Here is a 24,643-nt window from a genome sequence, read left to right on the forward strand (position 1 = left end):
GGGCCCTTCCGACGGCCGCCCCGCGCTTAGTTCCGGACTTTTCACAAGGCGCGAAAAAAGCCTCGCGCGAGGCTTCGAAGAATTGACATGCATCCCTGTCCGGAGGAAGGGTCCAGCGGAACGGCGACCGCAACATGTTGGTAACCCGTTCGTCGTTCCGCTCCCCACCACCCCCGCCACGGAGACGCCCATGTCACCCGTCCCGCCGCACCACAGCCCACCCCGCCCGCCGCTGCGCCGACTGCTCGGGGTCCTGGCCGCGCTGCTCGCCACCGTGGCGCTGGTGGCCCCGCCGTCCCCGGTCCGGGCGGCCGACCCGCTGCTCTCCCAGGGGCGGCCCACCACCGCCTCCTCGGTGGAGAACGCCGGCAGCCCGGCCAGCAACGCCACCGACGGCAACACCGGCACCCGGTGGTCCAGCGCCTTCAGCGATCCCCAGTGGATCCAGGTCGACCTGGGCGCCACCGCCACCGTCTCCCGGGTCACCCTGGTCTGGGAGGCCGCGTACGCGCGGGCGTACCAGGTCCAGACCTCGACCGACGGCACCGCCTGGACCACCGTCTTCAGCACGGCGGCCGGTGACGGCGGCACCGACGACCTCACGGTCAGCGGCACCGGTCGCTACGTGCGGATGACCGGTACCGCCCGGGCCACCGCCTACGGCTACTCGCTGTGGGAGTTCCAGGTCTACGGAGCCACCGACGGCGGCGCCGGCTGCGACACCGCGACCAACGCGGCGCAGGGTTGGCCGGCCACCGCCTCGTCGACCGAGAACGCCGGCACCCCCGCCGCCGCGGCGGTGGACGGCAGCGCGACCACCCGCTGGGCCAGCGCCGCCAGCGATCCGCAGTGGCTCCAGGTCGACCTCGGCAGCGTCCGTACCCTCTGCCGGGTCGTGCTGAGCTGGGAGGCCGCCTACGGTCGGGCGTACCAGATCCAGACTTCGACCGACGGCGCCGCCTGGACCACCGTGTACGCCACCACCACCGGGGACGGGGGGACCGACACCCTCACCGTCAGCGGCTCCGGCCGTTACGTGAGGATGTACGGCACCGCCCGCGCCACCGGCTGGGGATACTCGCTCTGGGAGCTCACCGTGAACACCACCGGCGGCGGCACCATCCCGGGCGGTGGCTCGCTCGGGCCGAACGTCATCACCTTCGACCCGTCGATGTCCAGCGCGAGCATCCAGAGCCAGCTCGACTCGGTCTTCCGCACCCAGGAGTCGAACCAGTTCGGCACCCAGCGGTACGCCCTGATGTTCAAGCCGGGGGACTACTCGGGCATCAACGCGCAGATCGGCTTCTACACCTCGATCATGGGGCTCGGCCGGAACCCCGGTGACGTCCGGATCCACGGTGACGTCACCGTCGACGCCGGCTGGTTCAACGGCAACGCCACCCAGAACTTCTGGCGGTCGGCGTCGAACATGCAGGTGTTCCCGTCGGCCGGGTTCACCCGGTGGGCGGTCTCGCAGGCCGCGCCGTTCCGCCGGATGGACATCCAGGGCGACCTCAACCTGGCCCCGAACGGCTATGGCTGGGCCAGCGGCGGCTACATCGCGGACAGCCGGGTCACCGGCGTGGTCCAGCCGTACTCGCAGCAGCAGTGGTACACGCGGGACACCAACGTGGGCGGTTACCTCAACGCCGTGTGGAACATGACCAACTCCGGGGTGGTCGGTGCGCCGGCCACCAGCTTCCCCAACCCGGCGTACACGACCCTGGCGCAGACCCCGGTCAGCCGCGACATCCCGTACCTCTACCTGGACGGCGGCGGCAACTACCAGGTCTTCGTCCCGTCGACCCGGACCAACGCCAGCGGCGCGTCCTGGCTGGGCGGCGCCACACCCGGCACCTCGGTGCCGCTGAGCCAGTTCTACGTCGCCAAGCCGGGCGACTCGGCCGCCACCATCAACGCGGCCCTGGCGCAGGGCCTGAACCTGCTGTTCACCCCCGGGGTCTACCCGGTAAGCCAGACCATCACGGTCACCCGTCCCGGCACCGTGGTGCTCGGCGTGGGCTACCCGACGCTGATCCCGCAGAACGGGGTCACCGCCATGTCCGTCGGCGACGTGGACGGGGTCCGGCTGGCCGGGCTGCTCTTCGACGCCGGCCCGGTCAACTCGCCGGTGCTGCTCCAGGTCAGCCCGGCCGGCGCGACCGCGAGCCACGCCGCCAACCCGACCTCGATCCAGGACGTCTTCTTCCGCATCGGCGGCGCCGGCGCGGGCAAGGCCACCACGAGCCTGGTGGTCAACCAGAACGACGCGTTGATCGACCACATCTGGGCCTGGCGTGCCGACCACGGCAGCGGCGTCGGCTGGACCGTGAACACCGCCGACACGGGCTTGATCGTCAACGGCAACAACGTGACAGCGCTCGGGCTGTTCGTCGAGCACTATCAGAAGTACGAGGTGATCTGGAACGGCAACAACGGGCGGACGATCTTCTTCCAGAACGAGTTGCCGTACGATCCGCCGAGCGCGTCGGCCTGGATGAACGGCTCGCGGGTCGGCTACGCCGCCGTCAAGGTGGCCGACGGGGTCAGCTCGTTCGAGGGTTGGGGGATGGGCAGCTACTGCTACTTCAGCGTCGACCCGACCATCGCGGCGTACCACGGCTTCGAGGCGCCGACCAGGGCCGGCGTGCGGTTCCACAGCCTGCTCACCGTCTCGCTGGGTGGCAACGGGTCGATCACCCACGTCATCAACGACACCGGTGGCACGGCCCAGGGCACGAACACCGTCCCGGTGAACGTGGTCAGCTACCCCTGACCGGGCCCGGGGGCGGCATGGCACCCTGCCGCCCCCGGCTCCCGCGCATGACGGTGGCCCCGGCGGGTACCCGACCCCGCACGGGGAAACCAGCGGGAACGGAGGAACGGGATGAAGGTCCGAAGCTCCCTGCGCGCGCTGAAGCGCAAGGCCAACTCGATCGTGGTACGCCGCCGCGGCAAGGTGTTCGTGCTCAACAAGGCGGACCCCCGGCAGAAGGCCCGACAGGGCTGACCGAGGTGGCCGACATCCTCATCACCGGGGCCGGCAGCGGCCTCGGCCGGGGCGCCGCGCTCGGGCTGGCCCGGGCCGGCCACCACGTCATCGCCGGCACCGAGATCTGGCCGCAGGTACGCGAGCTGCGCGCCGAGGCGGAGCGCGCCGGGGTGACCCTCGACGTCGTCAAGCTGGACGTGACGGACGCGGCCGACCGCGCCGCCGCCCGGCGGCACCGGGTGGACATCCTGGTGCTCAACGCCGGCGTCCAGGAGGCGGGGGCGGTGGTGGAGATCCCGATGGACCGCGTCCGTCGGTCCTTCGAGGTGAACGTCTTCGCGCACCTGCACCTCGTGCAGGACCTCGTGCCGCCGATGCTGGCGCGGGGCGCCGGCAAGGTCGTCTGGGTGTCCTCGGCGGTCGGCATCCGGACCCGGCCGTTCATCGGCGTCTACGCCGCCACGAAGCACGCCATCGAGGCGCTGGCCTGGGCCATGAAGGGCGAGCTGGAACCGCGCGGCGTCCGGGTGGCCGTGGTCAACCCCGGCCCCTATCGGACCGGCTACAACGACACCGGGGTCGAGGCGATGTTCCAGTGGTGGGACTCCTCGACCGCCCTGCTGGACCGGCCCGACTTCGCCGACTACCTGGAGCACCAGCGCGACCCGCGGGAGATGGTCGACGAGATGGTCCGGGTGATCCCGGCCGACCGGCATCCCTTCCGGACGGCCTGGCCGCAGGAGATGCGACAACAGCTCAGGGAGTTCGAGTCGCAGGTCTGGGACGAGACGACCTGACCGCGGCCGGCCCGTCGCCGGCGCGACGACCCGGCGCGAGCAACCGGGCGGCGGCGAACCATACCAGCGGCCGGTAGATCCGGGCCGAGTCGGTCAGCGAGGAGAAGTGCGACGAGGCGTTGCCGGCCTGGTAGTGGGTGGCGATGGGAACCTGCGCGATCGACAGTCCGGCCCGGGCCGCGTGGAGCAGCACGTTCATCTCGTACTCGAACCGCTCTCCCGGAACGGTCCGCAGCCAGCCGAGCAGCCCGGCCGGGTACGCCCGGAGTCCGGTCTGGGTGTCCCGCACGGGGACGCCGGTGGCGAGCCGGAACGCGGCCCGGGTCGTCGCGTTGCCGAACCGGCTGCGCAGCGGCACCTCGCCGTCGAACCGGCGGACGCCCAGCGCCAGCGCGCCGGTGTCGCGCATCCGGTCGGCGACCCGGACGACGTCGGGGATCAGGTGCTGCCCGTCGGCGTCCACGCACACCACGTCGTGACCCGGGTGGTGGCCGGCGACGTACCGGAAGCCGGTCTTGAGCACGATGCCCTTGCCCCGGTTGACTCGACGTCGCAGCACGGTGGCGCCCCGGTCGCGGGCCGCCGCGAGCACTCCGGCCGCGGTCGGGCCGCTGCCGTCGTCGACGACCACCACGTGCGTCTCGGGCAGCGCGGCGGCCAGGTCGACGATGAGCCGCGGCAGGCGGTCCCCGGGTCGGTACACCGGCACCAGCACGATCACGGAACCTCCCGGGTGGACCCGTCGCCCGCCGGCCCCGCCGTCGGAGCCGATCGACGACCGTCCTTACCCGTGCCGCCGGCCGGCGAATCCCTCCCGGTCAGCGGCCGAACAGATCCGCGACGCGCTGCGCCGAGCGGGCCAGGCCGTGTTCCCGCCGCAGCAGCGCCTCCGGGCTGCGCAGGCCGAGATAGCACACGCGGCTGGCGGCCCGGGCCACCCGCTCGCGGCCGGCGGGCACCGGGTCGGGCTCGGCCACGGGCACGTCCAGCAGCGTCGCGCCGGACAGCCCGAGCACCTTGCCGGCGAGGAACCGGATGCGGGGCAGGTGCCACGGGTGGGAGACCAGCCCGAGCGGCCGGGCCGGGGTGAAGACCTCGCCGGCGAGCAGTCCGTCCTGGACGGTGTGTGCCAGGTTCTGCAGGGTGGTCCGGGACCGGGTCTCGGCGTGCAGCCGGGCGTATCCGTCGAGCCCGGCGGCGCGGGCCAGGGCCAGCATCAGCTCGCCCTCCCGGTACCCGGTGGGCGGGCCCGGCGCCCCGGCGGGCCCGTGCGGCCAGCCGCCGGTGAACACCACCCGTGCCCCGGCGGCCCGCCGGAACTCGGCCGCGTGCGCGCGGACGTACCCGATGGCCGCGCCGGCCCGGGCGGCGCTCCCGGCGCTGAGCCGGTAGCCGTCGTCGCCCGCGACCACCCCGCGTCCGAACACCAGCAGGACGGTGGCGGTCGGCGTCATCCGAACCACGGTACGCCGGCCGGCGGTCGGTCCTCGCCCGCGTCGCGCGGCGGTCAGTCCTCCTCGGAGTCGGGCGGCCACGGCGGGGCGCCCACGCCGGTGATCCGCACCCCGCCCCACGGGTCGGCCTCGGCGAGCCGGCCCCGGGCGACCCGCTCGCCGACCCGGACCTCGACGTCGCGCCGGCCGGAGCGGAGCAGCCGCAGCATGCGCGGCTCCGGCTCGATGCGCCCGGCCCAGTGGTAGCGCCCGTCGACCGGCTCCCAGCGCCCGCTGGCGTGCAGCCGGACCGGGGTGCCGGCGACCTCCGCCGGACCCTGCCAGCTCACCGCTCGATCCGCTCGTGCGCGCGGGTCAGCTCGGGGGGCAGGTCGGCGCCGCGCCGGACGCCCTCGATGCCGCTCCAGAGCAGGGTGGTCAGGTAGTCGGTGAGTGCGGCCCGGCGGATCGGCTGGCCGTGCGTGGCCCACCAGTCGCCGACCGCCTGGACGAACCCGACCAGCCCGTACGCCCAGGGTTCGGCGGGGCCGGCGTCGAGCCCGAGCGCGCGCAGCCGGTCGCCGATGACCCGGGCCAGGCCGGTGGCCACCTGCCGGCTGGTGCCGGTGACCACCTGCTGGATGCCGGGATGCCCGGCCTCGTGCAGCAGGAACCGGTAGAGCGTCGGCTCGGACTCGATGATGCTCAGGTAGGCGTCGATGGTCGCCTCGACCAGCGCGCGTTCCTCGCGGACCTGTTCGACGGCGGGGGCGATGGCGTCGACGACCCGGGCCGCCACCACTTCGCTGACGGCCAGCCAGAGTTGGGCCTTGTCGGCGAAGTAGCGGTAGAGCACCGGCTTGCTGACCCCGGCCGTGGCGGCCACCTGGTCCATGTCGACGGTCGGCCCGTGCCGCAGCAGCGCCTGCACGGCGGCCCCGATCAGCTCCTGCCGGCGCTGCTCGCGGTGGTCGGCCCAGCGGTCGCGCCGGCCGGTGCGCGGGGGTGCGGGCGGCTTCGACGGTGCGTCGGAGCCATTGACATCGGTGGAGGTGCGTCGCATGCTACCACTCGTAACAGTTACTCGAAGTTACGTCAATATGGAGGGGCCATGGAGGGGACGTCGGCCGGTTTCCCGCGCGAGGCGGTGGCCACCCGCCTGCTCGCCGCCTCGGTGCGCACGAGCTACGACCCCGTCGTCGACATCGACTGGTCGGCGCCGCACACGCCCGGGGCCTACTGGATGCCACCGCGGCGCAGCAGCCTCTACGGCACGGCGCTGTGGGAGGGGCTGAGCGATGAACGGCGGATCGAGCTGACCAAGCACGAGGTGGCCAGCGCGGCCAGCGCCGGGCTGTGGTTCGAGACGATCCTCATGCAGATGCTCATCCGGCACTACTACGACGCCGACCCGACCACCCGGCACGCCCAGTACGCGCTCACCGAGGTCGCCGACGAGTGCCGGCACTCCATCATGTTCGGTCGGCTCATCGAGGCCATCGGCTGCCCGGTCTACCGGGCCGACCCGGTCGACCACCTGCTCGGGCGTTGGCTCAAGGCCACCGCCACCGGCCCGCAGATGTACGCGGCCATCCTCATCGCCGAGGAGATGCTCGACGCGTTCCAGCGGGAGGCCATGGCCGACGAGTCGATCCAGCCGCTGATCCGGATGGTGTCGAGGATCCACGTGGTCGAGGAGGCCCGGCACGTGCGTTTCGCCCGGGACGAGCTGGCCCGTCAGGTCGAGGCCGCCGGCCCGGTCGCCCTGGGCTACGCGCGGCTGGTGATCGGGCGGGCCGCGTACTCGATCACCCGCCGGCTGGTCAATCCACGGGCGTACGCGGCGGTCGGCATCCCGCCGGCGGTCGGGGTGGCCGCGGCCCGGGCCAACCCGCACTGGCGGGCCACCCTGCGCTGGTCCGCCCAGCGCATCGCCGAGCACCTCAGCGAGCTGGGCCTGATCACCGGGCCGGGCCGGCTGCTCTGGCGCCGCGCCGGCCTGCTGGCGGACTGACCGACGGCGGCCCGCCCGGGGAGGGCCACCGCCGGTCGCGCCGGTCAGGACGTGGGGAAGTTGTCCGGGGTGCGGATGCGGTTGCGCATGAAGTTCCCGGAGTCGGTGAGCACCGCAGTGCCGGCATAGGTGCCGCCCGCGCAGGTGCCCGGCCGGAAGGCCGCACTGCCCTCGCTCGCGTCCGAGTACGTCCAGTTCGCGTAGCTGATCTTCAGTCGGTCCAGCAGGTCGAGCCAGGCGGTGCTGCTGGCCGTGTCGACCGCGCCGTCACCGGTGTAGGTCACCGTGCCGAACTCGGTGACGAACAGCGGCAGCCGGGCGGCGGCCCGCTGCACCTCGTTGCGGTAGGTGTCCTTGTGCGATGCCGCGTAGAAGTGGAACGTGTACATGATGTTGTCGGCCCGGACCGGGTTGTTGACGATCTCGTCGGAGTTGCCGCCCTCGGAGACGCCCAGCGACGACCAGCCCCGGGTGCCGACGATGACCACGGCGTCCGGGTCGTTCGCCCGGATCACCGGGATGACCTGCTCGGCGTAGTTCCGGATGGTCGACCAGCTCACGCCGTTCGGCTCGTTGGTGATCTCGTAGATCACGTTGTTCTTCGCGGCGTTGCGGGCCGAGACCGCGGCGAAGAAGGTCTTCGCCCGGTCCAGGTTGTACATCGGATCACCCGGGGTCAGCGTGTGGAAGTCGATCAGCGCGTACAGGCCGCGCGAGGCCGCCTTGTCCACCAGGTTGTTGACCTGGTTGGTGAAGCCGGTCGGGTTGGTCTCGTACCCCTGCTCCTGCACGTACATGGAGATGCGGAACAGATCGGCCTGCCAGCCGTTGGCCAGCGCGTCGAGCGAGGCGTCGTTGTAGCAGTTGGCGAACCACTGCAACCCGTGGGAACTCATGCCGCGCAACTGGATCGGCCGGCCGTACTGGTTGCAGAGGTTGACCCCGCACACCCGCAACTGGCCGTTGATCGCCACCGGGGTCGTGCCGGTGGGCGGGGGCGTCGTCGGCGGCGGCGTGGTCGGCGGGGGAGTGGTGGTCGGGGGAGTGGTGGTCGGGGTGGTCGCGCCGGTGCAGGCCGTGCCGTTGAGGGTGAACGCGGTCGGGGCGGGGTTGGCGCCGGTCCAGGAGCCGTTGAAGCCGACGGTGGTGCTCGCGCCGGTGGCCAGGGAGCCGTTGTAGCTCATGCTGCGCGCGGTGACCGCGCTGCCGCTCTGCTGCCAGGTCGCCGACCAGCCCTGGGTGACCCGCTGTCCGGCGTCGGGGAAGCTGAAGCCCAGGGTCCAGCCCTTGACCGGGTCGCCGAGGTTCTTCACGGTGACGGTGGCGGTGAAGCCGCCCTGCCAGGAGTTGGTGGTGTAGGTGACGGCGCAGCCGGTCGCCGCCATCGCGTTCGTCGAGGGCAGGACGGCGGTCGCGGCCAGGGCCAGCGCACCGACGGCGCCGCCCACGAGGAGGTGCCGCCGGGACGGGCGGGGGATCGAGAACATGCGGGGTCGTCCCATCTGGTGGGTGTGGTTGGACGATGCCCGTCGTGAACTCGCCCGGAAAGTCCGACGCGGCAGATTCGGGAGCGCTCCCACGCCGAGGGTAGAGGCGGACGTCGATCCGCGCAACCACTCAGCGGCCGCGGCGCCGCGCGGGGCGCAGCCGGAGGGCGTTGCAGACGTCGAACACCCCGGACACGTCCCAGGCCAGCTCGCCGGCCGCCCGCCGGGTCTCCGGATCGGTCACCACCCCGGCCAGGATCACCACCCGGTTCTGCGCCATGACCGTGATCTGCTGCCGCCGGGTGGTCCAGTCGATGCTCAACCGCTGCGCCACCAGGGCGGCGAGCCGCACGTCCGCGCCGTCGGGCGCGGGCCCGTCCGAGGCGAACGGGAAGTCGGGGTACGGCCAGGGCATCACGAGCTGCGGGCTCCTTCCGCTCGTTCCCGGCGCTCCACCGGCGTCTCCGGTCGGCGCGTCGACGCCGCCCCGACCGACCCGCCCAACGCCCGGGCACGGCTGTCGAAGACCGCGAAGACCCCGTCCAGCCGCATGGTGTGCAGCACGGTGCGCACGAACCGGGACGGCGCCACCAGGCACAGCCGCCGCCCGTCCCGCCGGGTCTCCTGGTGGGCCCGGACCAGCAGCCCGAGCCCGGCCGAGTCGATCACCTCGACCTCGGTGAGGTCGACCAGCAACCGGTCGCCCGCCGTGACGGCCTCCGCCAGCGCCCGGCGTACCCGCTCGGCGGAGTCGGCCTCGGGAACGGCCGGCGCCCCGCCGACCTCGTCCAGGTCGTCGACGCCGAGGCCGCCGTCGTCCACGGTGGCCCGGGCGCTGCACCGCGGGCAGTGGTGCGGCCCGGAGGCGAAGGGCGAGCCGACCCAGCCGTTCTCGAACACCAGCGTCCAGACCACCTCGGCGTCCGGCAGGATGCAGCCGGTGCCCGTGACGCTGTCACCGCAGCCGTCGCAGATGAGCAGCATCAGGTGCTCCGAGGGTACGACCGTCACGATCCCTCCTTCCGCCGCGCGCCCGCTCGGGGCGGCGGTTCCTTCCCGGGCGCCGGGCGCCCGGCGGCCAGCACCGCGAGGACGACCGCGACGGCGGCGAACCCGGACTGCACGACCAGCGGCCACACCGCCGGCCCGCCGGGACCGGTGTGCACCAGGCCCACGACGATCGCGCCGAGCAGCGCGGCGGCAACCCCGAGTGCGAGGGTCAGCCAGACCGGCGCGGCCGTGCGTCCCGGCACGACCAGGCGACCCACCGCGCCGACGGCGAGCCCGACGGCGAGCGCCCCGACCAGCGTGCTGCCGTTCACGGTTCCTCCCTTGCCGACCCCGCTGTCCGGTCCGGCTCCCACCCTGCGCAGTGATCGTGGAGGGCGTCGCGCGGTTGTATGACAGTTCCATGACAAAAGCCGGGAACGGCTGACGCGGTTGGGCGCCCCGGGGGCGGGCGGTCATGATGCGGATATGACGGCCGTACTGGTGATCGAGGACGACGACCGCATCCGGCTCGCACTGCTGCTCGCCCTGGAGGAGGAGGGCTATTCCGCGTCCGGGGCGGCGACCGCGGAGGAGGGGCTGCGCCGGCAGCGGGAGGACCCGGCCGATCACGTGCTGGTCGATCTCATGCTGCCCGGCCTCGACGGGTTCGAGTGCATCCGCCGGCTGCGCCGCGACGACGACGTCCCGATCGTCGTGGTCAGCGCCCGCGACGACACCCACGACATCGTCGCCGCGCTGGAGGCCGGAGCCGACGACTACGTGGTCAAGCCCGTGGCGATCAAGGAGCTGTCCGCCCGGCTGCGGGCCCTGCGCCGGCGTGGCCGGGTCGTGGCGGACGCCGTCCCCGCCCAGGTCTTCGGCAACCTGGAGATCAGCGCCGAGGCCGGCGAGGTCCGCCGCGCGGGCCGGCCCGTCGCGGTGACCCGGACCGAGTTCCGGCTGCTCTGCGAGCTGGCCGAGCACGCCGGGCGGGTGCTGTCCCGGCAGCAGTTGCTGCGCCGGGTCTGGGGGTACGAGACCGGCGACGAGCGGCTGGTCGACGTGCACGTGGGCCGGCTGCGGCAGAAGATCGAGCCGGACCCGGCCAACCCCCGGCACCTGGTCACCCTCCGCGGCCTCGGCTACAAGCTCCAGCGATGACCCGCCTCGGACTGCGCGCCCGGGTCACCGCCGCCTTCGCCGTCGGCGCGTTGCTGCTCGCCGCCGTGATGGCCCTCTTCTCGTACGACCTGACCCGCCGCTCGCTGCTCGACGAGCGGGAGCGCACCGCCGTCCGGGCCGCCTACTACGACGCCGCGGTGGTCCGGTCCGGGCTGGACACCGGGACCCCGGACGTGGTGGCGGTGCTGCGCTCCCTGGACACCGGCAGCAGCCGCCGCCCGCTGCTGCACCTGCGCGACGGCTGGTACGCCCGCACCGCCGACGTCGGAGCCGGCTCGGTCCCGGTGGAGCTGCAACGCCTGGTCGCCGCCGGTCAGCCGGCCGTGCAGCGGGTCCGCCTGGACGGGCAGCCGACCCTGCTCGTCGGCGTCCCGCTCGCCGGCGAGCAGGGCTACTACGAGCTGACCTCGTTGCGCGAGGTCGAGGGCACCTTCCAGGTGGTCGGGCTGGCGCTGACCGCGGTGGCCATCATGGTCGCCGGGGCCGGCGCCGCTCTCGGCTGGTACGCGACCCGGCACAGCGTCCGGCCGCTCACGGCGGTCGCCGACGCCGCCGAGCGGATCGCCGCCGGCGACTTCGCCACCCGGCTCGACCCCGCCACCGACCCGGACCTCACCCGGCTCTCCACCTCGTTCAACCACATGGTCGACCAGTTGGTGCGGCGCATCGAGCGGGACCGCCGGTTCGCCGCCGACGTCAGCCACGAGCTGCGCTCCCCGTTGCAGACGCTGGCCGCCGCCGCGAGCGTGCTGACCCGCCGCCGGGAGCATCAGGACGCGCGTACCGCGACCGCGGCGGGACTGGTCGCCGACGAGGTGGCCCGGTTCCAGCGCCTGGTGGACGACCTGATCCAGTTGGCCCGCACCGAGCAGCCCGCGCACCGCGACACGGTCGACGTGGCCGCGCTGGCCCGCGCCGCCTGCCGGGAGCGGGCGCTGCCGGAGAGCCTCGTCGAGGTGGTCGCCGGCGCCCCGACGCGGTGGCGGGTCGACCGGCGCCGGGTCGAGCAGATCCTGCTGAACCTGCTCGACAACGCCGTGCGCTACGGCGGCGGCCCGGTCGCCGTACGCCTCGGGATGCGTGACGGGATCGGCGTGCTGGAGGTCGACGACGAGGGACCGGGCGTGCCGGAGGCCGACCGGGAAGTCATCTTCGACCGTTTCGTCCGGGGCCGGGCCGCGCACGCCCGGGCCGGCACCTACGGCACGGGCCTCGGTCTCGCCCTGGTGGCCCAGCACGCCGCCGCGCACGGGGGGCACGCGGCCGTGGTGGACCGGGACCGGGGCGCCCGGTTCCGGGTCGAGCTGCCGGGGGCCGGCGGATGACCCGGCGCCTGCTCCCGGTGCTGCTCGCCGCGGCGCTGCTCGGCGGCTGCGGGGTGCCGGTCGACGATGAGCCCCGCCCGGTGCGGCCGCCGCCCGGCGGTTTCCCGACCCCGGCGGGCACGGCGACGGCCGAGCCGGACGGGCGGGTGGACGAGCCGCTCTGCTTCGTCCGGGGCGACGGGCTGGCGGCGGTCACCCGCCGGGTGGACGGCCTGCCCGGCGTGGACACCCACCTGCAGCACCTGCTGGCCGGGCCGGACGGCGCGGAGCGGGACCGTGGGCTCGCCACCGCCCTGCCGGGCACGGTGGCGGTGGCCGGGGGCACCCTGGCCGGCACCGTGGCCACCGTCGACGTGCGGCAGGCCGGCGAGGAGACCGGCCGCAACGACGAGGTTCTCGCCTTCGGGCAGATCGTCTGCACGTTGACCCAGCGCCCCGACGTGGACAGCGTCGCGTTCCGCCGGGACGGGCAGCCCTTGGAGGTGCCCCGGGCCGACGGCAACGTGTCCTCGCTGCCCCTCACCGCCGCCGACTACCGGCCGCTGCTGCGCCGTTGACGGCCAGGAGTGGTGCCGATCACCGCGTATTTGTCCGATCCTGGGGGAAATCGCCATCGTCCTTTCGGTTGATTCGGCGGCGACCTTTGGTCTAGGGTGACTGGCACGACCGGTGCTCAGGAGGCACCCGTTCTCCTCAGGACAGGAAGGGCAGCATGACCACGATGACCATCGCGCCGACGACGACCGGCGAGGTGCACCGCACGGCGGTGACCGGCGAGGAGACCCGCGCCAGCGAGCTGATCACCGCCCTGGCCGCGCTGCCCGAGGGCCACCCGCAGCGGCCCGCGCTGCGCAACCAGGTCATCGAGGCGTGGCTGCCGCTGGCCAACCACCTCGCCGCCCGCTACAGCGGCCGCGGGGAGCCGGCCGGCGACCTGGCCCAGACGGCGGCCCTCGGCCTGATCAAGGCGGTGGACCGGTTCGACGCCTCCCGGGGCGTGGACTTCGCCGGCTTCGCCATCCCGACCATCCTGGGTGAGATCAAGCGGCACTTCCGCGACCGCACCTGGAACATCCGGGTGCCGCGCCGCCTTCAGGAGCTGCGGCTGCGCATCTCCGAGGCGAACAGCACGCTGACCCAGACCCTCAACCGGGCCCCGACGGTCGCCGACATCGCCAGCCACCTCGACGTCACCGAGGAAGAGGTGCTGGAGGGCCTGGAAGGCGCCCGCGCCTACAACGCCGTCTCGCTCTCCACCCCGATCGGTGACGGCGACAGCGCCACCGAGCTGGGCGACACCCTCGGCACCGAGGACAACGAGTACGAGCTGGCCGAGCTGCGCGCCTCCCTCGGCCCGGCGCTCGCCACCCTCGACGAGCGCGAGCAGAAGATCCTCACCCTGCGCTTCTACGGCAACCTGACGCAGAGCGAGATCGCCGCCCGGGTCGGCGTGTCCCAGATGCACGTCTCCCGGCTGCTCGCCCGCGCGCTGACCAAGCTGCGCGGCCAGCTCACCGAGGCCTGATCCGTTCGGGCGGCACGCCGCCCGGCTGTTCACCGAACCCGGTTCCCGCGAGCGCTGCCGCCTCGCCCCGGGCCCACGCACCGCCACCGACTCCCCTCGGTGGCGGTGCGTCTTCCTCGCCACCCGCCTCGCCCGTCCAGCGGGCCGGGGCGGGTCTGTGCATACTTGCGCGGATGCAATCGTTGCCGGGGCGCTCCACCCGGCTGTCTCAGAGGCGGTAGTGGTGGTCGACCAGACGATCCCGCGGCGACGCGAAACCTCCCCGGCGGCCGGCGCCCCGGTGGCCGACCCGGGCCTCCGGCAGCTGTTGGCCGGCCTCACGGCGGTCCGCGACGGCGACTTCGGCACCCGGCTGCCGGAGGACGCCGACGGGCTGCTCGGCGAGATCGCCACCGTCTTCAACGGCATGGTCGACCAGCTCTCCCTGTTCACCTCCGAGGTCACCCGGGTGGCCCGGGAGGTCGGCACCGAGGGTCAGCTCGGCGGCCAGGCCGACGTGCCGGGCGTCTCCGGCACCTGGAAGGACCTGACCGACTCGGTCAACGCGATGGCCGGCAACCTGACCGACCAGGTGCGCGACATCGCCGAGGTGGCCACGGCGGTGGCCCGGGGCGACCTGTCGCAGAAGATCACCGTCGACGTGCGCGGCGAGATCCTGGAGCTGAAGGTCACCATCAACACGATGGTGGACCAGCTCTCCTCGTTCGCCGACGAGGTGACCCGGGTGGCCCGGGAGGTCGGCAGCGAGGGCCGCCTGGGCGGTCAGGCCGAGGTGCCCGGCGTCGCCGGCACCTGGCGCGACCTGACCGACTCGGTGAACTTCATGGCCGGCAACCTGACCAGCCAGGTCCGCAACATCGCCCAGGTGACCACGGCGGTGGCCCGGGGCGACCTGTCGCAGAAGATCACCGTCGACGCCCGGGGCGAGATCCTGGAGCTCAAGAGCACCATCAACACGATGGTGGACCAGCTCTCCTCGTTCGCGGACGAGGTGACCCGGGTGGCCCGGGAGGTCGGCACCGACGGCCGGCTCGGCGGTCAGGCCCAGGTCAGCGGCGTCGCCGGCACCTGGCGCGACCTGACCGACTCGGTGAACTCGATGGCGGTCAACCTCACCGACCAGGTGCGCAGCATCGCCCAGGTGGCCACGGCGGTGGCCCGCGGCGACCTCTCGCAGAAGATCACCGTTACCGCGCACGGCGAGATCCTGGAGCTGAAGAACACCATCAACACGATGGTGGACCAGCTCTCCTCGTTCGCCGACGAGGTGACCCGGGTGGCCCGGGAGGTCGGCACCGAGGGCCGCCTCGGCGGCCAGGCCGACGTCAAGGGCGTCTCGGGCACCTGGAAGGACCTCACCGAGTCGGTGAACGTCATGGCGGACAACCTCACCGCCCAGGTCCGCAGCATCGCCGAGGTCACCACCGCGGTCGCCAAGGGCGACCTCACGCAGAAGATCCGGGTCGACGCCCGGGGCGAGATCCTCGCCCTGAAGGAGACCATCAACACGATGGTCGACCAGCTCTCCGCGTTCGCCGACGAGGTGACCCGGGTGGCCCGGGAGGTGGGCACCGAGGGCCGGCTCGGCGGTCAGGCCCGGGTCTCCAACGTGGCCGGCACGTGGAAGGACCTGACCGACAACGTCAACGAGATGGCGAACAACCTGACCAACCAGGTGCGCTCCATCGCGCTGGTCGCCACCGCGGTCGCCCAGGGCGACCTGAGCCGGCAGATCACCGTCGAGGCCAAGGGCGAGGTCGCCGTGCTCGCCCAGACCATCAACACGATGGTCGGCACGCTCAGCGCGTTCGCCGACGAGGTGACCCGGGTGGCCCGCGAGGTCGGCACCGAGGGGCAGCTGGGCGGTCAGGCCCGGGTGCCGAACGTCGCCGGCACGTGGAAGGACCTGACCGACAACGTCAACTCGATGGCGAACAACCTCACCGGCCAGGTGCGCAACATCGCCCAGGTGACCACCGCGGTGGCGCAGGGCGACCTGACCAAGAAGATCGACGTGGACGCCCGCGGCGAGATCCTCGAACTCAAGACCACCATCAACACGATGGTCGACCAGCTTTCCAGCTTCGCGGCAGAGGTCACCCGGGTCGCTCGGGAGGTCGGCAGCGAGGGCCGCCTCGGCGGTCAGGCCGAGGTGGAGGGCGTCTCCGGCACCTGGAAGCGGCTTACCGAGAACGTCAACGAGCTGGCCGGGAACCTGACCCGGCAGGTGCGCGCCATCGCCGAGGTGACCAGCGCCGTCGCCACCGGCGACCTGACCCGCTCGATCACGGTCGACGCCTCCGGCGAGGTCGCCGAGCTGAAGGACAACATCAACTCCATGGTGGAGTCGCTGCGCGAAACCACCCGGACCAACCAGGAACAGGACTGGCTCAAGACCAACCTGGCCCGCATCTCCGGCATCATGCAGGGCCACCGGGACCTGGAGGTGGTCGCCGGGCTGGTGATGAACGAGCTGGCCCCGCTGGTCTCCGCGCAGCTCGGCACGTTCCTGCTGGTCGACGAGGCCGTCGACGGCCCCGGCATGCGGGTGGTCGGTGGCTACGGCCACGACGCCACCCGCCGCCGCTACGCCCTCGGCGACTCGCTGGTCGGGCAGGCCGCGTTGAGCAAGCGGGCCATCGTGGTGGACACCGTGCCGGCCGACTACGTCACCGTCTCGTCCAGCCTCGGCGCGGCCGTGCCGCTGCACCTGGTGGTGCTGCCGATCCTCTTCGAGGACCAGGTCCTCGGCGTCATCGAGCTGGCCAGCATGGGCCGATTCACCGAGATCCAGCGCGACTTCCTCGAACAGCTCACCGAGACCATCGGTGTCAACGTCAACACCATCGTCGCCAACGCCCGCACCGACGTGCTGCTGACCGAGTCGCAGCGGCTGGCGGCCGAGCTCCAGGCCCGCTCCGAGGAGTTGCAGGCCCGCTCCGAGGAACTCCAGAGCTCCAACGCCGAGCTGGAGGAGAAGGCCGCCCTGCTGGCCCGGCAGAACCACGACATCGAGACGAAGAACTCCGAGATCGAGCAGGCCCGCCAAGAGCTGGAGGCCCGCGCCCAGCAGCTCGCGCTCGCCTCGAAGTACAAGTCCGAGTTCCTCGCCAACATGAGCCACGAGCTGCGTACGCCGCTGAACTCGCTGCTCATCCTGGCCCAGCTGCTGGCCCAGAACCCCAACCGCAACCTCACCCCGAAGCAGGTCGAGTACGCCACCGTCATCCACTCGGCCGGCGCCGACCTGCTCCAGCTCATCAACGACATCCTCGACCTGTCCAAGGTCGAGGCCGGCAAGATGGACATCAACCCGGAGACGTTCGAGCTGTCCACCCTGCGCGACTACGTCGACGCCACCTTCCGCCCGCTCACCACGCCGCGCGGGCTGGAGCTGGACCTGGTCACCGGCCCGGACGTGCCGGCCCGGCTGCACACCGACGAGCAGCGCCTGCGGCAGGTGCTGCGCAACCTGGTCTCCAACGCGGTCAAGTTCACCGAGAAGGGCCGGGTGCAGCTGCGCATCGAGCGGGCCCGCCCGGACGAGTTGCCGGCCGGGATGCCGCCGGCGGAGACGGTCATCGCGTTCCGCGTCGTCGACACCGGTATCGGCATCGCCGAGCAGCACCTGACCGCCATCTTCGACGCATTCCAGCAGGCCGACGGCACCACCAGCCGGCGCTACGGCGGCACCGGCCTGGGCCTGTCCATCAGCCGGGAGATCGCCCGGCTGCTCGGCGGGCAGATCACCGCGGAGAGCGTCCTCGGCCAGGGCAGCACCTTCACCCTGTACCTGCCCGCCACCGCCGCCACGCCGCTGCCCGACACCGGCCTCGGCGTCCCGACCGCCGCCACGGCGGCTCCGCTCGAGTCGGAGGCCCGGCGCTGGGTGGAGCAGCAGCAGCGGAGGGTGCTGGTGCTCGAACCGCACGAGAAGGGCCTGCTCACCCTGCTGGCTCGCGGGGTGGCCGCGGAGACCGGCGGCCCGGTCGAGGTGTCGACCGCGGTGGACGTGGAGGCGGCGGTCGGCACGCTGGCCCGGCACCGCCACCACCTGCTCGTGGTGCAGCTCGACCCGGCCGACGAGCACGGCACCGCGCTGCTCAAGGCCCTGCACGAGCACCCCGGCCTGCGAGGGCTGCCGGTGCTCGCGTACCACGGGCAGCCGCTCGCGGCCGGGCAGGACAGCCTGCTCCAGGGCATGGCCGCGGACCGCCCGCTGGAGATCCTCGGCAGCCTCGACGAGCTGCGGGAGCGGATCGTCCTGCACCTGACGGCGGACGCCCCGGAACGGGTGCCGTCGTACACGCCGCCGGCCGCCGACCGCAGCCCGGTCGGTGACCCGGTGGTCCGGGAGCTGTCCGGCCGCAAGGTGCTCGTGGTGGACGACGACGCCCGCAACGTCTTCGCCCTGACCAACATCCTCGAACTGCACGGCATGGACGTGGTCTACGCGGAGAACGGGCGCATGGGCATCGAGACGCTGATGCGGCACGACGACATCGACCTGGTGCTGATGGACGTGATGATGCCCGAGATGGACGGGTACGCGGCCACCGCGGCGATCCGTGCCATGCCCCGCTACGCGGACCTGCCGATCATCGCGGTGACCGCGAAGGCGATGCGCGGGGACCGGGAGAAGAGCATCTCCTCCGGCGCCAGCGACTACGTGACCAAGCCGGTCGACGCGGAGGACCTGCTCACCTGCATCCACCGCTGGCTGACGAGCTGACGCTGAGTCCGCGGGACTGTGTGGATCGTTTGAGGGGGGATGGGATCACGGGGCTGCGTTCTGGGCCAGGGATACGACCGCAGCGATGCGGGCCCGGCCGATGGGCATGGGCTCTTCGTGTCGTTCGGGCCCACCGCCGGCTCGACACAGGCCCTAGCATCGCCGGCATGGCAACGCGGCTAGTTCAAATCAACATGAAGGCTCGGGACGACTCCGCGCTGGGCGGTTTCTGGGCAGAGACGCTCGGCTGGGCAGTCTCCAGCGAGGGACCCGGCGTGACCAACCTCGAACCCGAGGGCTTCGTCTACCCCGACCCCGTCGCTGTCTGCCTCGACCTCATCGCCTCCCCGGAACCCAAGACGGTGAAGAACCGCGTGCACGTCGACCTCGCCACCACCTCGGCGGCCCACCAGGCGGAGCTGGTCACGCGCCTGAAGGATCTCGGCGCAACACCCGCCGACGTAGGCCAGGGCGACGTCCCATGGACGGTCATGGCCGACCCGGAGGGCAACGAGTTCTGCGTGCTGGACCCCCGACCGCTCTACCGAGACACCGGGCCGATCGCCGCGGTAGTGGTCGACTGCGCGGATCCGCGAGCCATGGCCCGCTTCTGGGGCACGGCCATGGACTGGACCCTGCACGAGGTGACCGACCACAACGCGGTACTGCGCTGCGCCAGGGGCGTCGGCCCATATCTGCAGTTCCTCCGCACACCCGACGTGAAGACCGTGTGGAACCGCGTCCATCTCGACATCCGCCCATACCCAGGCGACGACCTGCAGGCCGAGGCGGCCAGACTGCGGACTCTCGGCGCCACCGCCATCGACCTGGGCCCGAGCGATGTCCCGTGGACGGTCCTCGCCGACCCGGAAGGCAACGAGTTCTGCCTCCTCACCCCAGCCTGACCCGAACCCTCGTCAGCCGCTCACCACGGCCACCAGCCCGGACTTGCGACGCCGGACGGAAAGCGGCCCGGCGGGCAGGTTGCCCGCCGGGCCGCTCCGGAACGGATCAGCTCACCAGGTGGTGGGGGCCGGCGGCGGCACCACCGGCGGGCGGTCGTCGCAGGTGATGGTGTTCGGCAGCAGCCAGGCGGCGAGCCAGCCGCCGTCGTTGCCGCCGAGGTCGGTGAGGCTGAACTCCGACCCGGCCGGGGTGAAGTGGAACGACCCGCAGTTGTTCACCCCGACCGCGCCGACGTTGCGCGCGTCCACGTCGGCGAAGGAGGCCGAGCCGGCGGTCCGGGCGCTCACCACCGAGGTGCCGGTGCCGTCGACCCGGATCTCCCGGAAGTGGACATTGCTGATCGATACGGCGTCCTTCACGGGCCAGTCGCTGACCAGCATGATCGCGTTGTAGGTGTTGTCGAGGTAGCGGTCGCCGACCACCTGGATGTCGGCGTCGATGCTGCGGTCCAGCGCGTAGAACCAGATCGCGCCGAGGCCGATGTTCCAGTTCAGGTCGTACGTGCCGGCCCGGACCGTGGTGTTGCCGGTGATCCGCAGCTGGCCGGTGAAGGGCTCGGCGCCGAACCGGGAGCCGACGTGGATGGCGCTGCCCTCGCGGACCGGGTCGGCGATCAGGTTGTGCGAGACGGTGAGGTCGCTGCCGCCGTAGAGGGCGATGCCGTTGGCCAGCACCGGAGACTGCACGGTGTTGTGGTCGAAGGTGTTGTGCGCGTTGCCGGTCCGCTCCGACCACATGGCCAGGGCGTCGTCGCCGGTGTTGCGGATGAAGCTGTGCGAGATCGAGGAGTGGGTGACGCCGGTGTGGAAGTTGAGTCCGTCGGCGATCTGGTCGGCGATGACCGTGTTGGTGACCCGCAGGTCGGTCATCGGGCCGTCGAACCACAGGCCGACCTTGGTGTGGTGCAGGTACAGGCCGTCGACGGTGGAGTGGTTGAGCGCCCCGCCGATGGCGTTGACCTGGTCGGTGTCGATGCGCTCGCGCACGTCGCCCTCGATGGCGAAGCCGGAGAGGTGGACGTCGCTGCTGCCGCCGTCGGCGGCGTCGCGGCCGTAGAAGCCGACGCCGGTGTGCACCGAGCCGTCGGGGGCCGGCGTGCCGAGGGCGACCTCGCGGCCCTTCACGACGGTGTACCAACTGCCGGCGCCCGCGATCGTCACGTCGTCCACGCTGATGTGCCGGTTCACCTGGTACGTCCCCGGCGGCAGGTACAGCGTGCGGTCCACCCGGCGGGCGTACGCGACGGCCCGGTCGAACGCGTCGGCGGACTCCCGGCGGCCGGTCGGGTCGGCGCCGAAGGCCAGCACGTTCACCGCGTGGGGCAGTATCCGGGGCGGGGCGACGAGGTGCGCGTCGAGCAGGTCGATCACGGTCCACGCCGCGGCCGTGCCGGTCGGTGCGGTCAGCCGGACCACCTCGCCGGCGCGGTGGGTGCGACCCAGCAGCAGGCGCTGCTCGTCGTAGAAGTGGTGCGGCCGGAACGGCTTGGTGATGGTGGGCGCGGGTGTGGTGGCCGCCGGCACGCAGGAGCACTCGGTGATCCACCAGTCCGGGTGGAGCAGGTCGGCCCCGGGGTCGTTGGTGAACGGGTACTGGTTGTAGAGCCAGGCGTACTGCGAGGTGAGCGTCATGGTGCGGGCCGGTCCGCGCCCGACGGTGACCCGAAGCGGCGCGGTGATGCCGCCGCCGCCGGGCGCGTCGGGGATGCTGTACCGGACGGTGAGCGCGTTGGCCGCCCTCGGGAGGGTGAACTCGACGTACTGGCCGGGGGAGAGGCGGACCGCCCGCCGCCCGGACGCCTCGCCGGCGAGGGTGTAGGCGGCGCGGTCCGGGCCGATGACCGTACCGGTGGTCCGGGCGTGCTCGGCCTCCTGCTCGACGAAGTCCACGGTGGCGCCCCGGCCGGCGACCAGCGTCGGGTCGAGCCCGGCGCGGGTGACCACCGGGGTCGGGCCGGCGTGGCCGGCGGCCAGGGCGGCGCTCCCGGACGGCACGGCCAGGGCGACGGCGGTGGCCGCCGCCGCCAGGATCCTGGCGATCGGCGCGGCCGGGCGTCGGCCCACCGCGCCTTCCACGCTCCGCTGCATCGGACTACCCACTTTCACCGGGGACGGGGGAGACGGTGGTGGCGTCGGCGCGGCTGGGACGCGTCCGCCGAAAGGTGCCTCATGTTATTCCTGGGGTTTGTCGATATTCAAGCGTCTGTTTGTTCGAATCTTTCGACGGTCCGGGACGTCCGTCGAGCCGCCGCAGTGGGTGCCGGGCGACCCGGGCCAGGCAACCGCGCCTCCGGCCCTTGTTCATTTCTTGCAAGAACACGACGTACGATTGCCGCCGTGACGAAACGCTTGACGGAGGTGGCCCGCAAGGCGGGCGTCAGCGAGGCCACCGTGAGCCGGGTGCTCAACGGGCGCGGGGGCGTGTCCGAGGCGACCCGGACGGCCGTGCTGACCGCGCTCGACGTGCTCGGCTACGAGCGTCCGACCAAGCTGCGCGGTGAGCGGGCCCGGCTGGTCGGCCTGGTCCTGCCCGAGCTGCAGAACCCGATCTTCCCGGCGCTCGCCGAGGTGGTGACCGGCTCCCTCGCGCAGCGGGGCTTCACTCCCGCGCTGTGTGCCCGCACGATCGGCGGGGTGTCCGAGTCCGACTACGTCGAGATGCTCCTCGACCACCAGGTCTCCGGCGTGATCTTCGCGGGTGGGTCGTACGCCCTCGCCGACGCCACGCACGAGCACTACCGCCGGCTGACCGACCGGGGCCTGCCCGTGGTGCTGGTCAACGCCGGCGTCGACGAGTTGAGCTTCCCCCGGGTCTCCACCGACGACGCGGTGGCCGTCGAGCAGGCGTACGGGCACCTGCGGTCGCTCGGACACGAACGGATCGGCATGGTGCTCGGCCCGGAGGGGCACGTCCCGTCCCGGCGCAAGCTGGCCGCGATGATCCCGGCTGCGGGCTGGGCCGACGACACCACGTACGTCGAGCGCTCCAGCTTCTCGATGGAAGGGGCGCGGGTCGCGGCGAGCAAGCTGATCGAGCGGGGCGCCACCGGCATCATCTGCGCCAGCGACGTGCTGGCCCTGGGCACCATCCGGGCCGCGCGGCGGCTGGGCCGTGCGGTGCCCACCGACGTGTCCGTGGTGGGCTTCGACGACTCCGCGTTCATGACGTGCACCGACCCGCCGTTGACCACCGTGCGGCAGCCCATCGAGACCATGGGACAGGCCGCCGTGGACCTGCTGGTCACCCAGATCGAGGGGGCCGGCGTGCTGCACGACGAGCTGCTGTTCGAGCCCGAACTCGTGGTGCGCGGTTCCACCGCGCCGGCACCCGGCCGCTGACCACCGCCCCGGACGCCGACCGGGCGTCCGGCCCCGAACCGCCTTCCTGACCTCCGAACGACGCTCCGGCCGTCGACCGCTGCCCGCGGTCGGCGGCCGTTTCGTCGTTGCCCGTCGAGGTCGGGACCGAAAAGGACGAAAGCCGGAACCCGGGCGGTGGGCAGAGGACTGTCAACATCTGCCGTCACAAAGTCGTGTCCTTTCAGTTCACGATCGAAACCTTGCCGCAAAGAGTCGGCCTCGCTACAGTGACTCCACTCACACCCGGCCCCGACGTCGGGCGGTGGCGAGCACGGCAGATCAAGCGAAGGCCATGGATACACCCGTTCCCCGAAGGGATGGACAGATGTCCGTACCGCAGTACCGGAAGGCTGCGGCGATAGCGCTCGCGGCCGGCCTGGGGCTCAGCCTGGTGGCTTGCTCCACGAAGAGCGACGACGCGGCGAAGGACGCCAGCGGCAAGGTCACCATCACCGTCGACTGCCAGCCGGTCGGCGCCCAGAAAGAGCTGTTGAAGAACTGGAACGACGACGTGGTCGAGTTCCAGCGACAGAACAGGAACATCGTCATCAAGAGCGTCAGCGTCGGCGAGCAGTGCAACAACCCGCCGGACTTCACGGCCCGCCTCGCCGGCGGCACCGTGACCGACGTGTTCTACGGGTACATGACCGATCTCCAGCAGGTGCTCGACTCCGGTCAGGCCATGGACGTCACGGAGTACGTCAACAAGGACGCGATCCCGACCTGGGACAGCGTCGACCCGGCGCTCAAGGGCGTCTTCACCGACGGCGGCAAGCTCTACGCCGTCCCGGTGAAGAACTACTCGATGGGTCTGGTCTACAACAAGGTCCTGTTCCAGCGGGCCGGGCTCGACGTGAACAACCCGCCCAAGACGTGGGCCGAGGTCCGGGCGGCGGCCAAGAAGATCTCCGCGCTCGGCAACGGCATCGCCGGCTACTCCGAGTACAGCGCCGGCAACACCGGAGGCTGGCACTTCACCTCCCTGCTCTACTCGCAGGGCGGTCAGGTGCTGAGCGAGGACGGCAAGAAGGCCGACTTCAACAACGCGATGGGCAAGCAGGTCCTGCAGAACCTCAAGGACATGCGGTACGGCGACAACAGCATGGGCAGCCGCCAGCTGCTCCAGTGGGGTGACCTGCTGACCAACGCCGGTGCCGGCAAGGTCGGCATGTTCATCGGCGCCCCGGACGCCACCCAGGCGATCGTCAGCCAGTTCCAGGGCAAGTTCCAGGACTGGGCGATGGGCCCGCTGCCCGGCCAGGACGGCCCGGCGAAGGCGACGCTCGGTGGCGGCGAGGGCTACTTCTTCAAGAAGGGCCTGACCCCCGACCAGGTCAAGGCCGGTCTGAAGTGGATCGCCTACCAGAAGTTGACGCCGGGCAAGGGCCAGTTCGACTACGTCCGGGCCAAGCCGCAGAACTACCCGGTCGGCCTGCCCCAGCCGCTGCTCTTCGCCAACGGCAGCGACGCCCAGAAGAAGGAGCTGGAGCTGCGCAAGGCGAACGCGAACGTCGACACCGCGAACTTCGCGATCTTCGAGGCGAACCCGGTCCCGATCAAGGGCGAGCCCCGCAACGCGCAGGCGATCTACGCGGTGCTCGACGCGGCGATGTCCGGGGTCCTCACGAACCCGAACGCGAACATCGACGCGCTGCTCAAAACGGCCGAAGACAAGGTCAACCAGCTGCTGGCCGCCGGCAGCTGAGCCGACGGGTGTGGGGGCCGGGCACCGGCCCCCCCACCCCCCCCCCCCCCCGCCCGCCCCCCCTTTGCCCAGGCGACGCCCTGGCGGTACACACCCGCCCCGGGACCACCCCCCCACCGGGTCGCCCCCCGCCGCC

21 protein-coding genes are annotated in these 24,643 nt (G+C 72.3%); 12 read left to right on the forward strand and 9 right to left on the reverse strand.

Translation table 11 applies throughout. The annotated features are described in order from the left end of the window. The first annotated feature begins 190 nt into the window (after positions 1–190). The 3 genes from ACFYPD_RS28945 to ACFYPD_RS28955 all read left to right on the forward strand — a co-directional run bounded on the left by ACFYPD_RS28945 (position 191) and on the right by ACFYPD_RS28955 (position 3,789). Complete coding sequence (locus ACFYPD_RS28945; RefSeq protein ID WP_387120180.1) at positions 191–2,776, forward strand: discoidin domain-containing protein; 2,586 nt, start codon at positions 191–193, stop codon at positions 2,774–2,776. 111 nt (positions 2,777–2,887) lie between these two features. Further along, positions 2,888–3,010 carry a 50S ribosomal protein L36 gene (locus ACFYPD_RS28950; protein ID WP_091265774.1) on the forward strand — a complete coding sequence of 41 codons (123 nt, stop codon included), beginning with the start codon at positions 2,888–2,890 and terminating at the stop codon, positions 3,008–3,010. Positions 3,011–3,015: 5 nt separating this feature from the next. Next, on the forward strand, positions 3,016–3,789 hold the full coding sequence (locus ACFYPD_RS28955) for an SDR family oxidoreductase (RefSeq protein WP_387120183.1): 774 nt from the start codon (positions 3,016–3,018) through the stop codon (positions 3,787–3,789). Here the strand turns inward: ACFYPD_RS28955 and ACFYPD_RS28960 are convergent. The 4 genes from ACFYPD_RS28960 to ACFYPD_RS28975 all read right to left on the reverse strand — a co-directional run bounded on the left by ACFYPD_RS28960 (position 3,749) and on the right by ACFYPD_RS28975 (position 6,285). Then, positions 3,749–4,510 carry a glycosyltransferase family 2 protein gene (locus ACFYPD_RS28960; protein WP_387120186.1) on the reverse strand — a complete coding sequence of 254 codons (762 nt, stop codon included), beginning with the start codon at positions 4,508–4,510 and terminating at the stop codon, positions 3,749–3,751. The two genes, ACFYPD_RS28955 and ACFYPD_RS28960, sit on opposite strands and share 41 nt — an antisense overlap. A 97-nt stretch (positions 4,511–4,607) precedes the next feature. Further along, positions 4,608–5,243 carry a YdcF family protein gene (locus ACFYPD_RS28965; protein ID WP_387120189.1) on the reverse strand — a complete coding sequence of 212 codons (636 nt, stop codon included), beginning with the start codon at positions 5,241–5,243 and terminating at the stop codon, positions 4,608–4,610. A gap of 53 nt (positions 5,244–5,296) precedes the next feature. Next, positions 5,297–5,572: a DUF4873 domain-containing protein gene (locus ACFYPD_RS28970; RefSeq protein WP_387120192.1), complete on the reverse strand. Its 276-nt coding sequence runs from the start codon at positions 5,570–5,572 to the stop codon at positions 5,297–5,299. Then, positions 5,569–6,285 (reverse strand): TetR family transcriptional regulator, encoded by a 717-nt coding sequence (locus ACFYPD_RS28975; RefSeq protein ID WP_387120195.1) that lies wholly within the window; start codon positions 6,283–6,285, stop codon positions 5,569–5,571. Before ACFYPD_RS28975 ends, ACFYPD_RS28970 begins: the two co-directional genes overlap by 4 nt. Before the next feature lie 48 nt (positions 6,286–6,333). On the opposite strand from ACFYPD_RS28975, the gene ACFYPD_RS28980 reads away from it, so the two are divergent. Beyond that, positions 6,334–7,236, forward strand: coding sequence for a diiron oxygenase (locus ACFYPD_RS28980; RefSeq protein WP_387120198.1), 903 nt, complete (start codon positions 6,334–6,336; stop codon positions 7,234–7,236). A 44-nt stretch (positions 7,237–7,280) separates the two neighbouring features. Here ACFYPD_RS28980 and ACFYPD_RS28985 read toward each other — a convergent pair whose 3' ends face one another. From ACFYPD_RS28985 to ACFYPD_RS29000, 4 genes are all read right to left on the reverse strand, one after another. Then, on the reverse strand, positions 7,281–8,723 hold the full coding sequence (locus ACFYPD_RS28985) for a cellulase family glycosylhydrolase (RefSeq protein ID WP_387120506.1): 1,443 nt from the start codon (positions 8,721–8,723) through the stop codon (positions 7,281–7,283). Between the two features lie 130 nt (positions 8,724–8,853). Beyond that, positions 8,854–9,138: a BON domain-containing protein gene (locus ACFYPD_RS28990; protein WP_387120509.1), complete on the reverse strand. Its 285-nt coding sequence runs from the start codon at positions 9,136–9,138 to the stop codon at positions 8,854–8,856. Further along, positions 9,138–9,734 (reverse strand): STAS domain-containing protein, encoded by a 597-nt coding sequence (locus ACFYPD_RS28995; protein WP_387120200.1) that lies wholly within the window; start codon positions 9,732–9,734, stop codon positions 9,138–9,140. The genes ACFYPD_RS28990 and ACFYPD_RS28995 overlap by 1 nt, the downstream gene beginning before the upstream one ends. Continuing rightward, positions 9,731–10,045, reverse strand: a complete 315-nt coding sequence (locus ACFYPD_RS29000) for a hypothetical protein (protein ID WP_387120203.1) — start codon at positions 10,043–10,045, stop codon at positions 9,731–9,733. Before ACFYPD_RS29000 ends, ACFYPD_RS28995 begins: the two co-directional genes overlap by 4 nt. Before the next feature lie 154 nt (positions 10,046–10,199). Between ACFYPD_RS29000 and ACFYPD_RS29005 the strand changes: the two genes are divergently transcribed. The 6 genes from ACFYPD_RS29005 (at position 10,200) to ACFYPD_RS29030 (ending at position 19,382) form a co-directional block, all read left to right on the forward strand. Beyond that, a complete protein-coding gene (locus tag ACFYPD_RS29005; protein WP_387120206.1) occupies positions 10,200–10,874 on the forward strand; it encodes a response regulator transcription factor in 675 nt (224 codons plus the stop codon). Further along, on the forward strand, positions 10,871–12,220 hold the full coding sequence (locus ACFYPD_RS29010) for a sensor histidine kinase (RefSeq protein ID WP_387120209.1): 1,350 nt from the start codon (positions 10,871–10,873) through the stop codon (positions 12,218–12,220). Before ACFYPD_RS29005 ends, ACFYPD_RS29010 begins: the two co-directional genes overlap by 4 nt. Continuing rightward, the gene (locus ACFYPD_RS29015) at positions 12,217–12,777 is read left to right on the forward strand and encodes a GerMN domain-containing protein (protein WP_387120212.1); all 561 of its coding nucleotides are present in this window, start codon (positions 12,217–12,219) and stop codon (positions 12,775–12,777) included. The genes ACFYPD_RS29010 and ACFYPD_RS29015 overlap by 4 nt, the downstream gene beginning before the upstream one ends. A gap of 155 nt (positions 12,778–12,932) precedes the next feature. Next, entirely contained in the window at positions 12,933–13,745 is an 813-nt protein-coding gene (locus tag ACFYPD_RS29020; protein ID WP_387120214.1) for a SigB/SigF/SigG family RNA polymerase sigma factor, read from the forward strand. A 223-nt stretch (positions 13,746–13,968) separates the two neighbouring features. After that, positions 13,969–18,477 (forward strand): HAMP domain-containing protein, encoded by a 4,509-nt coding sequence (locus tag ACFYPD_RS29025; RefSeq protein ID WP_387120217.1) that lies wholly within the window; start codon positions 13,969–13,971, stop codon positions 18,475–18,477. Between the two features lie 167 nt (positions 18,478–18,644). Next, a complete protein-coding gene (locus ACFYPD_RS29030; RefSeq protein ID WP_387120220.1) occupies positions 18,645–19,382 on the forward strand; it encodes a VOC family protein in 738 nt (245 codons plus the stop codon). Positions 19,383–19,493: 111 nt separating this feature from the next. Here the strand turns inward: ACFYPD_RS29030 and ACFYPD_RS29035 are convergent, their stop codons facing one another. Continuing rightward, positions 19,494–21,530 (reverse strand): glycosyl hydrolase family 28-related protein, encoded by a 2,037-nt coding sequence (locus ACFYPD_RS29035; protein WP_387120223.1) that lies wholly within the window; start codon positions 21,528–21,530, stop codon positions 19,494–19,496. 249 nt (positions 21,531–21,779) lie between these two features. Here ACFYPD_RS29035 and ACFYPD_RS29040 point away from each other — a divergent pair, with 249 nt between their 5' ends. Both ACFYPD_RS29040 and ACFYPD_RS29045 read left to right on the forward strand, forming a co-directional pair. Next, positions 21,780–22,781 carry a LacI family DNA-binding transcriptional regulator gene (locus ACFYPD_RS29040; protein ID WP_387120226.1) on the forward strand — a complete coding sequence of 334 codons (1,002 nt, stop codon included), beginning with the start codon at positions 21,780–21,782 and terminating at the stop codon, positions 22,779–22,781. Positions 22,782–23,127: 346 nt separating this feature from the next. Continuing rightward, complete coding sequence (locus tag ACFYPD_RS29045; protein ID WP_387120230.1) at positions 23,128–24,507, forward strand: ABC transporter substrate-binding protein; 1,380 nt, start codon at positions 23,128–23,130, stop codon at positions 24,505–24,507. Positions 24,508–24,643: the final 136 nt, after the last annotated feature.

Origin of the sequence: Micromonospora sp. NPDC005299 (assembly GCF_042872345.1) — a bacterium.
Taxonomy (GTDB): Bacteria; Actinomycetota; Actinomycetes; order Mycobacteriales; family Micromonosporaceae; genus Micromonospora.